This window comes from uncultured Brevundimonas sp., from assembly GCF_963977465.1.
Classification (GTDB): Bacteria; Pseudomonadota; Alphaproteobacteria; order Caulobacterales; family Caulobacteraceae; genus Brevundimonas.
In genome coordinates this window covers 23,194-34,204 of the sequence record NZ_CAXBOQ010000009.1, presented here as the reverse complement: position 1 = coordinate 34,204, position 11,011 = coordinate 23,194, and the positions used below count along the sequence as shown (strand labels likewise).

Below are 11,011 nucleotides of genomic sequence, written 5' to 3'. Positions count from 1 at the left end.
GCGGCGACGCCACCCGCAAGAAGAAGCTGCTCGAGAAGCAGAAGGCCGGCAAGAAGCGCATGCGCCAGTTCGGCAAGGTCGAGATCCCGCAGGAAGCGTTCATCGCGGCGCTGAAGATGGATGACGATTGAGGGCCGGGCGGTTATTGCTTCAAGCTTGGTGCTTGATGGTTTCAGCCTGCGCCGGTTCAAAACTGGACGGCCTAAATGACAAGGTGGGTGGCGTGAATCGAAGCCGTGAGGGCATCAATTGAAGGCAGGTAATTCGCGTATTCGCAGGGCACAGGTCGCCGACGCTGCCGGGCTGGCGTCATGCATCGATGCGGCCTACGCGCGATACACAGGGCACCTGACGGACCTGCCGCCGGTGTCGGAAGGTTGCGCCGCGGAAATCGAGAACAATCAGGTCTGGGTGGCCGTTGACGACGGCGAGATCGTCGCTGGTCTTGTTCTCGTTGCGCAGGCGGCGGCGATGAAACTGGCTAATGTGGCCGTTCATCCGGACCACGGCGGACGGGGGCTCGGGCGCGAATTGCTTGCTCTGTCGGAGACTGAGGCAAGGAAGCAGGGATACAGCGAAATGCGGTTGAACACGCATGTCGGAATGCCTGAGAACGTGCGGTTCTATATCCGCCTCGGATGGAAAGAGATTTCCAGAGAGGGCAATACCGTCTCGATGAGCAAACGTCTGGAACCTGAATAATGCCCGAAAACTGGGACCAACACGCCGAGGGCTGGGATCAGGATGCGCAGGTCCGGTCGTATTCGGACAAGGCCTTGTCCTCCCTTTTCAATCATGTCGATGTTCGCAAGGACATCTGGAGAACCCGGCGGGTTCTGGACTTTGGATGCGGCACCGGACTTCTGACCGAAAAGCTCTCGCCGTTGGTCAAAGAGGTCGTTTCGGTCGACACGTCAGAAAAGATGATTCAGGCGCTGAAAGGAAAAGCGCTCGGAAATGTGACGGCAGTATGCGCCGATCTGAATGACGAGACTGTCCGGCGCAGCGCCAGCTGGTTTTCCGGCTTCCATTTGATTGTGGCCTCATCCGTTTGCAGCTTTCTGCCCGACTACGAGTCTACCGTTGATGTCCTGTCGCGCGCGCTGGTCCCTGATGGTCGTTTTGTGCAGTGGGACTGGTTGTCGTCTGATGGTGGCGACTTCGGGTTGACGGAAAGCCGGGTGGCAAACGCGCTCACCTTGGCAAACCTTCGGGATGTTCGCGTCGAACAGGCGTTTTCATTCCAGGCCGATGATCAGAATATGGCCGTACTGATCGGCCTTGGCGCGGCGTGAGGGTTGCTTCCACACTGTAGACCTGCCCTGAAAATCGGGTGGGCGAAGCCGTTCGCTGAACCGGGCGGTGCCCTGTCGATGCTGGTGCATCGCGGCCGCTCGATGGTTGAGAAGATGAAGGCGCTGATCCCGCCGCATCTGTTCGTGATCCCGATCCAGGCGGCCATCGGCGGCAAGATCATCGCCCGCGAAACCGTGCGCGCCCTGCGCAAGGACGTGACCTCGAAATGCTACGGCGGCGACGCCACCCGCAAGAAGAAGCTGCTCGAGAAGCAGAAGGCCGGCAAGAAGCGCATGCGCCAGTTCGGCAAGGTCGAGATTCCGCAGGAAGCCTTTATCGCGGCGCTGAAGATGGATGACGACTGAGGATAGGGGGGCGTTCCGTAAGGGCTGATCCTACCCTGGGTTGGTAGCCGGATTTGCCGGAAAGACGCAGGCTGGGCGGATGGAAACGTTCGACCTTTCCGCTGAGTGCACCGCGTGGTTGGCTGAGGTCGACCGGGTGATGAAGCGCGACTGGTGCATCGACACGGTCGACGCCGGTTGGTCGCGGGAGGATCAGCTGCGTTACTGGCAGTACGGCGAGACAGCGGAGGCATTCGTTGGCTGGTTCGCGGAGAAGTACGGGCTGATCCGGTTTGAAACGCGACCTAGCCGACGGAGGCCCGCCAAGTCTCGGCTTCAAGCGTGACGGCGCTTTCGAGCGGCGGTTTCAGCCGGAACAGTTTTGGATCACCGGAAAGCTCGTAGAGCCGAAACAGACGCCACTCGGCGGGGCGTTCCTGACTGACCTCGCGCTCGGTGCGGGTCAGGAAGAAGGGCGTTGTCCGGCCCCCGCGCGTGGCCTTCACCTCAATCAGCCGGTCCGCCCCGGACGGATGGAAGCTCTTGATGTCATAGCCGGCCCCGTCGCCTCGTTCCTGCGACGTCCACTCGACCTTGCGCGCCAGATCGGCGCGATCGGCGGCATTAAGCCGCTCGCGCTCATGATGGAAAATGCGTTCTTCGCCCAGAAGGCCGAGGCGACGATTGCGGTGGTCGCGGGCCGCGGGGTCGAATTTACGCACGAGCCGTTCCAGTCCTTCGGGTCGAGGCTTTCGCGGCCAACCGGGAGACGGGGCGGGCTCGACTATCAAGGGCGACCACGAGGCGGGCTCATCAGCCATGCCGGGTTGAGGGTCTGTTTGTGTCTTGCTCTGAGTGCCCGCGCGCGATGGGCTTCTGGTGCCGAAAGTGTCGGTAAGAGCAGCAGCCTCGCCGATGGTCCAAGCGTCCGGGTGGGCATCGAGATAGCGGTCGACCGCTGGAAAGATTGCTCGCTGATAGTTGGACATCGGGCGGTAGCCACGAATGACCGGCATTCCCAGCTCAGCCAGAACCGCCGAAATGTTCATGTGCTTGAATTCGATCGACTTGTGACCGCGGCCAATCTGCTCATCAAGTGCGCGGGCCCGTTGAGCCTTTACGAAAGGCTGGCCGGCATCCTGTGCTTCGAGCATGGCAAAATAGTCGGCGACGATGGCGTCGAGTTCATCGGCGCTCCAGTCGGTTCCTATCTTAGATTGGTCGACCATGGCCCCTCCGCCTAACTGGAGGTTAGGTCGCGGATTCAAGTTTGACTAGGCGGAGTGCTTCAATCCCCCTGACCCCGCCCCTGAACAGGCCGCACTGCCGCGCCATCTATTTCCTGCAGACTCAGGTGGCGGGGCGTTTAAGGGTGAGCCGCAGCCGGGGCGTAGGCGGGGCGGCTAACCCCTCCACCGCTTCGCGGTCCCCCTCCCCATCGCTGCGCGACAGGGAGGAGACAGGGTTTTGACGGACGGGTCTGGCCCGCCCCCTTGACCCCGCCGCCGAACAGGCCGCACTGCCGGGGATGGCCAGTGAAACCGTCTATATCCTGCAGACCTATGTGGCCGGGCGCGGCGGGGCGTTGAAGGCTGAGCCGCAGGTCGGGTGCAAGGATGCCGAGGAGGCGCGGCGCAAGGCCGAGCGGCTGGCCCCCTTGCGGCTGGGGGTGGTGGCGTTTTCGGTCTCGGCCGACACCGAACTGGGCGACTATGACGAGACGCCGACGATCATCTTCAAGGCGGGCCAGCTGCCCGAGATGTTCGACTGAGGGGGCGAAGGCTACGCTCCACCCACCCCGTCATCCTCGGGCTTGTCCCGAGGACCCATCGTTCAGGCTCTGCCGGCTTCTGATCAGAACGCGCCGCCCCAGGACAGCGCGAAACCCCGACCGACGCCGCGGTGGCGGAATGGGTCCTCGGGACAAGCCCGAGGATGACGGAATGTTGGGGGCCTACATCCCGCCGAAGAAGTCGCGCTTGCCCAGCGGCACGCCCTGGGCCCGTAGCAGGGCGTAGGCGGTGGTCAGGTGGAAGAAGAAATTCGGCTGGGCGAAGCCGACCGCATAGTCGCGGCCGGTGAAGCGCATCTCGCCGGACGGGAAGGTCAGCACCACCTCGCGATCCTCCTGACCGTCGACGGCCGTGCGCGGCACCGAGGCCAGATAGTCGAGGGTCTGGCGGATGCGGGCCTGCAGCTGGTCGATCGTGGTCTCGGTATCCTCGGCCACCGGGGCGGCGACGCCGGACAGGCGGGCAATGCACAGCTTGGGCCCGTCGGCGGCCATCTGCACCTGTTTGGTCAGCGGATGCATGTCGGCGATCAGCCGGTGCGCCAGCAGGGCACCGGCGCCCTGATCCGTGGCGGCGGCATGGTCGCGCGCCTTGTCCAGAAGGCCCGACAGGGCGGTCAGGTGTTTGCTGAACACGGGGACGGTGAGGTCGTACAGTTCTGTGGCCATGGTCGCGGTCTAGCCCCGCGCCGGGAGCAGGTCGAGAGACATGTGAATATTGAAAACGGCGTTCTGTGAGTGCATGGTCCGGCGCGTCACGCGGTGATCCTGAGCAGCGTCACCGGATTATTCGACTGAATTTTCACGGAGACCTGACCATGCGGCAGCAATTCTTCTCGATCATCCTGTCCGGCGCGGTGGGGCTGGCGGCGCTGAGCTGCGCCGGAGCGGCTGCTGCCGGAGATCCGACGCTGGACGAGGTCCGCGCCGCGACCGAGCGGTTTCGCGACGTCAATGTGGCCCTGGCCGAGGGCTTTATCCGCGACCCGATGAACAGTTGCGAGACCGCCGCGGGGATGGGGCTGCCTGCCACCGACGGCGCGATGGGCGTGCACTATTTCCGGCCGGATCTGCTGGGTATTAACGGCCCGCCGAACCCGCGGGTCGACGGGACGGGCACCCACACGGATTTCGGCAGCCCGGCGGTCCTGCTCTATGAGCCGCAGGCGGATGGCAGCATGGAGCTGGTCGGGGTCGAGAATCTGGTGTTCATCGCGGCTTGGGAAGCCGCCGGCCATACCGCCCCGCCCAGCTTTCAGGGGGTGCCCTTCGACCGGATGGAGGATGATCCTGCCACCGAGGTTGATGAGGGCCATATGTTCGCCCCGCACTATGACCGGCACGTCTGGCTGTACCGCGACAATCCCAACGGCATATTCCGGCCGTTCAACCCGGCGGTCAGCTGTGCGGCCCACACCGGCGCGACGGGCGACCCTCACGCCCATTGATACCGATGGGCGGGTGTGGCCGCACCGCCTCGAACCGACGATGCACTCGCAGTTCATACAGCCTGTAGTTCTGTAACGAATGGGGCAAGAACGTCACCGGTGTCAGGATTACGGACGACGCGTGCCCTGTCTGCAGGTGTATTCAAGGGCTTCTCGGACCGCGGGCGTCGCCCAACGTCGGTTGCCAAGAAGTGAGTCTTCGGTGTAGAAATGCTACCTTGAGGGGTATTGCGGACCGACGATCGAGCCTTCCGTCGGGCGGATTACCGAATGTCTTGGCGGCGGTTTTTGGGTCGATGTGGCCGGACGACCCCGCGCCGACACCGGCCGGTCGCGAGTAGCGGCGGTCGGATCACGAACCGGGCGTTGGGAGGCGCTCGCCGCATGACCACAGTTCGAACCGCCCTGATCGTATTGATGAGCACGGCCGTGCTCGGCGGCTGCGCCAGCTTCGGTGCCGATAGCCCGGAATCGGCCACAGCCTATCGCAACGCCCTGCATGCGGCGCGCGATACCGGGCCCGACGGGAAGGCACTTAACGCGATACCGCTCCCGGCCGACCCCTGCGCCGCGGTGGAGGCCTACCCGGATCCGGCCGTCGGAACCCGGAACGCCTTTGCGCTCGGGGCCCTGGACGCGCGCGAATGCGCCCTGGGCACGCTTCAGGGCGGGGCCACCAACTATCAGGTGGTGCGGCGCGACGTGGTTCATCTGTACAGCTTCTACAATCGCCGCGCCGCCCGCCAGCAGGCCTTCATGGACATGGGATCGGGCATCACCATGGTCGGCGCGGCCGGGGCTTTCGAGGGCGGGATCAGCAATTCGACACGACAGGCCTGGGCGATCGCGGCTTTCGTTCCGATCGTCATCAGCCAGTTCAACGCCTATGAACCGACCCGCGAACTGTTCCATGGCGGGTCGCTGGCCCTTCAGCTGATTACGCTCCGTTATGACCGCTACAATCGCGCGCTGGCCTTGCTCGGGACGACCGAGGGCAGGATGGACTGCCAGCCGTATGTCGCCGTGAAGGACACGGTCGTTGGTTGGTCCGCAAATGCCACACTGCGCACCCGGGATCCGGACGGCGTGCTGTCGGATGAAGCCCGACGCCTGCACACCGCCTGCCTGGCGCTTAACAGTCGCGCAGACGCCCTGAATTCCACCCGCGACTACGCCGACCGGCTGGGTCCCTACCTGGCTGCAGACTATGCCGCCGATGTGCTGCTCCTCGATCATGCGATCGTCGGCAAGGATCGCGAACTGCGCTATTCCCCGTCAGAGACTCTCGGTGCCCTCATCGCCAGCCCGCTCCGCGCCGCGGACATGCTGCTGACAGGGCAGAATACCAAAGCCGCTCTTGACGGCCTCAGGACCCAGGTCGCCTTTTCCGGTCTGAACCGCAATCTCGCCACCATCGCCCTGCCGCCGCCGCCGACGGCCGGGTCCGCGGTGTCCCCCCTGTCTGATCGCGCCGCGGCGCTTGGCCATCGGGACGCGCCGGCGGTGGTGGTGGAGCAGGTGAATACGCTGCGTCGCCTCGCCGTCGATCTGCGGGACAGACAGTTGCGTCAGGATTTCGAACTGGGTCGCGCGCGCGACCTGGCCGAGGCGGCCGGAGCCGACTATCTGAACTTCGTCTATGACGCCGTGACCAACACCACGACGGTGAGTCTCGGACCGAAGCCCCAGACCCCGGTCGTCGCCTCAGCCAGCACAGGCGCAGGCACGGCCCCGACGCAGTGATCGCCCCGGGACGACGCGGCCGGGCGACGAGTGACAGCAAGGATTGACCCGGTGCGCGGGCAGGCCGAGTCTGGCGTCTGCAACTGTTCGAAAGCCGCCGCCCATGCCTGCTGATGCCCGCGCGCCCCGTCTGGCCGTTCTGATCGACGCCGAGAACGCCTCGTCGCGCATCGCCGAGTCGCTGTTTGCCGAGATCGCCACCTTGGGCGAGGCCTCGGCCCGGCGCATCTATGGCGATTTCGCCAGCGCCCAGATCCAGGGCTGGACCAAGGTGCTGGCCCGCTATGCCATCCAGCCGCAGCAGAATTTCGCCAATACCAAGGGCAAGAATTCCGGCGATATCGCCCTGGTCATCGATGCGATGGACCTGCTGCATTCGGGCCGGTTCGACGGCTTCTGTCTGGTGTCGTCCGACGCCGACTTCACCCGGCTGGCGTCGCGCATCCGCGAGGAGGGGGTCGACGTCTATGGCTTCGGCGAACAGAAGACGCCCGAGAGCTTCCGTCAGGCCTGCACCCGCTTCATCTATACCGAGAATCTGAACGCCCCGGTCAGCGAGACGGCGGCGGCGTCGGGCGGCAAGGCGGCGGCGGCCGGGACCGCCGGCAAGCGCAAGCCGACCGAGGCCACGCGGATGATCGCCTCGGTCATCTCGGACATGGACGAGGACGGCGACGGCTGGGTTTCGTTCGGCGGTATCGGCAACCGGCTGCGCAATGCCTATCCCGATTTTGACCAGCGCACCTATGGCTATGCCAAGCTGTCGGACCTGATCCGCGCCACCGGCCGGTTCGAGGTCCAGGCCGGAGCCGGCGGGGCCATGCGGGTGCGCGACAAGGCGTGATGGCGGGGGCTCAGGCGGCGGCGGGGATGGCGAAGATCACCACGGCCAGGGCCAGCAGGACAGCGAAGGCGTACAGCGCCGCGCGCGCCCGCTGGCCCGCGCGCCATGCGGACAGGGCGGCCTGCAGCGACTGCAGGGCATAGAAGACGACGAAGGCCCGCGACGCCCAGGTGATGATGCCGAAGATGTCGGTGGCCCAGATGATGGCGATCGCCGCCACCGCCGTGGCGAGATTGCCGAGTTTGACGCTGAGGCGTTTGCCCGAGGATTCCGCCAGCAGGCCGCCCGCCCCGTTCATGTCGGCGACGGCCGCCGACAGCTGCGACGCCAGCGCCGTCAGGATGATCACCGGGGCCACCATCACCCCGACCGGACGCAGCAGGTCGATGATGGCGGTCTCGTCGCCCTGGGTGATCGGGGCACCGGTAAAATAGCTGGTGATGAACAGGAAGAAGAGCAGATAGACGGCCGTCGCGATCCACTGGGCATAGCGCATGGTCCGCACCCGGGTCTGGCGGTCGTAGGCGGCCCCGAGAAAGCGCGATGTCTCGAACCCCTGCACCAGAATGACCAGGCCCAGCAGCACGCGGCCGTCGTGCATCTGAAAGTCAGGCAGCGGCGCGTCCCAGCCGAAAGTGCCCTGCGTAATCGCCACTCCGCCCGCGATGAACAGGGCCGCCAGCAGGCCGAGGATCAGGGTCAGTTTGAGGCCGACGGCGCTAACCGCCACCCGCTCCAGCGCGTCGAGGCCGCCGGTCGCGCCGATTGCCCCGACCGACGCGATCACCGCGGTGGCCGCGATACGGATCCACAGCGTGTCGGTAACCCCCGCGAAACGCAGTCCGAAGGCGGCGAACAGGTGCAGGTAGTAGGCGACGGACACAAAGTAGGCGAGCGCCAACGCCAGCTCCGAGGCCCGTTCGATGATCCGCACCGTCCGCGACGCCCCGGTCTCGATCTCGGGCTCGACATTGAGGATGTTGTGGCGGATCGCCGAACCGAACAGATAGCCGGTGCCGCACAGGACCATCATGGCGGCGATGGCCCAGTTGCCGGCCAGCCCCGCCAGCAGGGGCCCCGCCACCAGAAAGCCCGAGCCGATGATCGAGGCCAGGGGCGTAACCGTCGCCTGCCAGGTTTCCGACGCCAGCAGGCGGGGACGGAACAGAAAGGCCGCCCCGGCGATCAGTGCCAGGATCAGGGCGACATTGGTCAGGTTCATCGGACCGTCTCTCGCGTGCAGGGGGGACGCAAGAACCGTCCGGGGCCGTCAGCTTCACTGCAACGGGCGCGCGCGGGTTCCGTTGCAGCCGGGGTTGGAGATCGAAATCTAGCCGGCCCGGAACGCCGCGATCGCGTCGACGGTGGTGCGCACCTGGGCCTCGATCCCGGCCCAGTCCTGCGCCTTGATGGCAGCTTCGGTGATCAGTTTCGAGCCCATGCCGGCGGCGACGATGCCGCTGCCGAACCATTTGGCGATCGAGGCCGGATCGGGGTCAACGCCGCCGGTCGGCATGATCTTGGTCCAGGGCATCGGCCCCAGCACGGCCTTGACGAAGTCCGGACCACCGACGGACGCGCCGGGGAAGAGTTTGACGATCTCGCAGCCCAGCTCCTGGGCCGTCGAGATTTCGGTGACCGAGCCACAGCCGGGTGAATAGGGCACCATGCGCCGGTTGCACAGGCGAGCGACCTCGGCGTTCAGGGCCGGGCTGACGATAAAGCGCGCGCCCGACGCGATGAACAGGGCGGCGGTCGGCGCATCGACGATCGAGCCGACGCCGAGGATGATGTTGGGGTCGGTGCGGGCGAATTCGCGCGCCACATCGGTAAACAGGCCGTGGGCGAAGTCGCCGCGATTGGTGAATTCCACCGCCGGGGCCCCGCCGCGGGCGCAGGCCCGCATCACGTTGAGGCAGACCTCGGGATCCGGATGATAAAAGACCGGGACCACGCCCTGGGTCTCGAGGGCGGTCAGGACGGCGAGGCGGTCGTGGCGCATGGCAGACTCCGGTTTCCGCTTCTGACTCGGTCGGCGGGGCGGCGGCGTCAAGGGTGTTGAGATCAATCCCTGTGTCGCGGTCGTCGGCGGGCGCTCAGCTGGACGGTTCGGCCCGGCTCACCCGCACGTCACTGGGCGTTCGTTCGTGCCCCGCACAGGTCACAGAACATCCGCCCCGGCTTGCGACGGTCGGGCCGCCAGCGATGGCGGCGGCAACGCAGTTTTTTCCAGAACCTGCGCAGGGCGCGGAGCATGAGACCTCGAGATGTTCGCGTGGGCACCCGGGGCCAGTCACGCCCTGGAACAATCAATCGAGGTGTAAAACGGCAAACGTCCGGCGGGTCAATGCCCGTTGTGCGCGAACGTGGTTACCCGTCCTACCTGTTTGCTGTCGGCATCGAACAATGGGTCCAGCACGGTGAAATGGTTGAGGCCGGGCAGGGCCTCATAACGGGTCTCGACGCCCTTGCCGCCCCACAGGTCGGCCATCATCCGGCTCTGACGCAGGAATTCCGGGCTTTCGTCGCCGCCCACCACACAGTCCAGCACCGTGCCGCCGGGGGTCGATCCGTCGGGGACCGGCCAGTGGATCGGCGACAGGGCGGCGGCTTCGGCCACGTCCAGCCTCAGGGCCTTGTTCAGAGAGGTCGGGATCAAGGGGGCGAGGTCGAACACACCGGAAATGGCCACGGCGGCGGCGGCCCGGCCCTCGCTCAGCATGCAGGCGGCCATATGCCCGCCGGCGGAATGACCGAACACCACGGGGCGGCGGCCGCTGCGGGTGCGCACCGCCTCGACCGCCGTGCGGACCTGCCGCAGAATCCGGCCCAGTCGCACGTCCGGGCACAGGTCATAGGACGGGATGGCCAGGCTGACGCCATGGGCCAGAAGCGCCGGGGCGATGCCGCTGAACCAGCTCTTGTCCAGCGCCTGCCAGTAGCCTCCGTGCAGGAATACGGCGATCGGCGCGTCGGGCCCCGCCTCGAACAGATCCATCATCTCACGCGGACCGGGACCATAGGCGATCTCGATCGGCGGGGTCGCGGCCCGGGCGGCCTCGGCCCGGTCGCGCCAGCCCTGCATCACCGCCGGATGGTCCGGGACCAGGGCGCGATTGTTGTACTGGGCTTCGAGGGTCATCGCGGGGCTTCAGGGCTGGTGTGAAGGGCTTAGGGAGTAGGGCTTGGGGTTTAGGAAGCAGGGTCGGGCTTGGCCTCTGGCCGGGGAGCAGACTAAGCCCTAAGACCTAAGCTCTAAGACCTACCCCTCCGGAGCCCCCGCCATGATGACCGCCATCTTCGTCTTCATCAAATGCGAGCTGGGCCACGCCAATGACGTGGCGGCCGACATCGTCGACAATGTCGACAAGGTCTCGGAATGCTATTCGACCTCGGGCCAGTATGACCTGCTGGCCAAGTTCAACCTGCACAAGGACGAGGACATCGGCACTTTCGTCACCAAGGTGGTGCAGACCCGGCCGCACATCCGCGACACCTTCACCGTGATCACCTTCTCGCCCTTCCTGCCGACCGGCCGCTAGGA

The 11,011-nt window shown here is 65.7% G+C and carries 13 protein-coding genes and 1 pseudogene; 9 read left to right on the top strand and 5 right to left on the bottom strand.

Annotation, left to right across the window (positions count from 1 at the left end):
* The 4 genes and pseudogenes from AAC067_RS15785 to AAC067_RS15770 all read left to right on the top strand — a co-directional run.
* The coding region (locus AAC067_RS15785) for a hypothetical protein (RefSeq protein WP_339933814.1) at nucleotides 1-131 on the top strand (131 nt) is incomplete at its 5' end.
* A 118-nt stretch (nucleotides 132-249) separates the two neighbouring features.
* The gene (locus tag AAC067_RS15780) at nucleotides 250-702 is read left to right on the top strand and encodes a GNAT family N-acetyltransferase (protein WP_339933812.1); all 453 of its coding nucleotides are present in this window, start codon (nucleotides 250-252) and stop codon (nucleotides 700-702) included.
* Complete coding sequence (locus AAC067_RS15775) at nucleotides 702-1,295, top strand: class I SAM-dependent methyltransferase (RefSeq protein ID WP_339933811.1); 594 nt, start codon at nucleotides 702-704, stop codon at nucleotides 1,293-1,295. Before AAC067_RS15780 ends, AAC067_RS15775 begins: the two co-directional genes overlap by 1 nt.
* 54 nt (nucleotides 1,296-1,349) lie before the next feature.
* Nucleotides 1,350-1,661, top strand: a pseudogene (locus tag AAC067_RS15770) (elongation factor 4); the annotation flags it as partial.
* A gap of 284 nt (nucleotides 1,662-1,945) precedes the next feature.
* Here the strand turns inward: AAC067_RS15770 and AAC067_RS15765 are convergent.
* Entirely contained in the window at nucleotides 1,946-2,869 is a 924-nt protein-coding gene (locus tag AAC067_RS15765; RefSeq protein ID WP_339933810.1) for a DUF3883 domain-containing protein, read from the bottom strand.
* 299 nt (nucleotides 2,870-3,168) lie between these two features.
* Between AAC067_RS15765 and AAC067_RS15760 the strand changes: the two genes are divergently transcribed.
* On the top strand, nucleotides 3,169-3,411 hold the full coding sequence (locus tag AAC067_RS15760; RefSeq protein ID WP_339933809.1) for a hypothetical protein: 243 nt from the start codon (nucleotides 3,169-3,171) through the stop codon (nucleotides 3,409-3,411).
* 183 nt (nucleotides 3,412-3,594) lie between these two features.
* Here the strand turns inward: AAC067_RS15760 and AAC067_RS15755 are convergent, their stop codons facing one another.
* Nucleotides 3,595-4,101: a DUF1993 domain-containing protein gene (locus AAC067_RS15755; RefSeq protein ID WP_339933808.1), complete on the bottom strand. Its 507-nt coding sequence runs from the start codon at nucleotides 4,099-4,101 to the stop codon at nucleotides 3,595-3,597.
* 149 nt (nucleotides 4,102-4,250) lie between these two features.
* Here AAC067_RS15755 and AAC067_RS15750 point away from each other — a divergent pair, with 149 nt between their 5' ends.
* The 3 genes from AAC067_RS15750 to AAC067_RS15740 all read left to right on the top strand — a co-directional run bounded on the left by AAC067_RS15750 (nucleotide 4,251) and on the right by AAC067_RS15740 (nucleotide 7,467).
* On the top strand, nucleotides 4,251-4,880 hold the full coding sequence (locus tag AAC067_RS15750) for a hypothetical protein (RefSeq protein ID WP_339933807.1): 630 nt from the start codon (nucleotides 4,251-4,253) through the stop codon (nucleotides 4,878-4,880).
* Between the two features lie 384 nt (nucleotides 4,881-5,264).
* Entirely contained in the window at nucleotides 5,265-6,623 is a 1,359-nt protein-coding gene (locus AAC067_RS15745; protein ID WP_339933806.1) for a hypothetical protein, read from the top strand.
* 103 nt (nucleotides 6,624-6,726) lie between these two features.
* Nucleotides 6,727-7,467, top strand: a complete 741-nt coding sequence (locus AAC067_RS15740) for an NYN domain-containing protein (RefSeq protein WP_339933805.1) — start codon at nucleotides 6,727-6,729, stop codon at nucleotides 7,465-7,467.
* Nucleotides 7,468-7,477: 10 nt separating this feature from the next.
* Here AAC067_RS15740 and AAC067_RS15735 read toward each other — a convergent pair whose 3' ends face one another.
* The 3 genes from AAC067_RS15735 to AAC067_RS15725 form a co-directional block, all read right to left on the bottom strand.
* Nucleotides 7,478-8,689, bottom strand: coding sequence for a hypothetical protein (locus AAC067_RS15735; protein WP_339933804.1), 1,212 nt, complete (start codon nucleotides 8,687-8,689; stop codon nucleotides 7,478-7,480).
* Between the two features lie 108 nt (nucleotides 8,690-8,797).
* The gene (locus tag AAC067_RS15730; RefSeq protein WP_339933803.1) at nucleotides 8,798-9,469 is read right to left on the bottom strand and encodes a bifunctional 4-hydroxy-2-oxoglutarate aldolase/2-dehydro-3-deoxy-phosphogluconate aldolase; all 672 of its coding nucleotides are present in this window, start codon (nucleotides 9,467-9,469) and stop codon (nucleotides 8,798-8,800) included.
* 342 nt (nucleotides 9,470-9,811) lie between these two features.
* Nucleotides 9,812-10,609 carry an alpha/beta hydrolase gene (locus tag AAC067_RS15725; protein WP_339933802.1) on the bottom strand — a complete coding sequence of 266 codons (798 nt, stop codon included), beginning with the start codon at nucleotides 10,607-10,609 and terminating at the stop codon, nucleotides 9,812-9,814.
* A 142-nt stretch (nucleotides 10,610-10,751) separates the two neighbouring features.
* Between AAC067_RS15725 and AAC067_RS15720 the strand changes: the two genes are divergently transcribed.
* A complete protein-coding gene (locus AAC067_RS15720) occupies nucleotides 10,752-11,009 on the top strand; it encodes an Lrp/AsnC ligand binding domain-containing protein (RefSeq protein ID WP_339933801.1) in 258 nt (85 codons plus the stop codon).
* Nucleotides 11,010-11,011: the final 2 nt, after the last annotated feature.

Excerpts from the sequence above, each read along its gene's own strand:
- AAC067_RS15755 (WP_339933808.1), bottom strand. The coding sequence starts at position 4,101 with ATGGCCACAGAACTGTACGACCTCACCGTCCCCGTGTTCAGCAAACAC.
- AAC067_RS15775 (WP_339933811.1), top strand. The coding sequence starts at position 702 with ATGCCCGAAAACTGGGACCAACACGCCGAGGGCTGGGATCAGGATGCG.
- AAC067_RS15730 (WP_339933803.1), bottom strand. The coding sequence starts at position 9,469 with ATGCGCCACGACCGCCTCGCCGTCCTGACCGCCCTCGAGACCCAGGGC.
- AAC067_RS15720 (WP_339933801.1), top strand. The coding sequence starts at position 10,752 with ATGATGACCGCCATCTTCGTCTTCATCAAATGCGAGCTGGGCCACGCC.
- AAC067_RS15735 (WP_339933804.1), bottom strand. The coding sequence starts at position 8,689 with ATGAACCTGACCAATGTCGCCCTGATCCTGGCACTGATCGCCGGGGCG.
- AAC067_RS15745 (WP_339933806.1), top strand. The coding sequence starts at position 5,265 with ATGACCACAGTTCGAACCGCCCTGATCGTATTGATGAGCACGGCCGTG.
- AAC067_RS15740 (WP_339933805.1), top strand. The coding sequence starts at position 6,727 with ATGCCTGCTGATGCCCGCGCGCCCCGTCTGGCCGTTCTGATCGACGCC.
- AAC067_RS15765 (WP_339933810.1), bottom strand. The coding sequence starts at position 2,869 with ATGGTCGACCAATCTAAGATAGGAACCGACTGGAGCGCCGATGAACTC.
- AAC067_RS15750 (WP_339933807.1), top strand. The coding sequence starts at position 4,251 with ATGCGGCAGCAATTCTTCTCGATCATCCTGTCCGGCGCGGTGGGGCTG.
- AAC067_RS15725 (WP_339933802.1), bottom strand. The coding sequence starts at position 10,609 with ATGACCCTCGAAGCCCAGTACAACAATCGCGCCCTGGTCCCGGACCAT.
- AAC067_RS15760 (WP_339933809.1), top strand. The coding sequence starts at position 3,169 with ATGGCCAGTGAAACCGTCTATATCCTGCAGACCTATGTGGCCGGGCGC.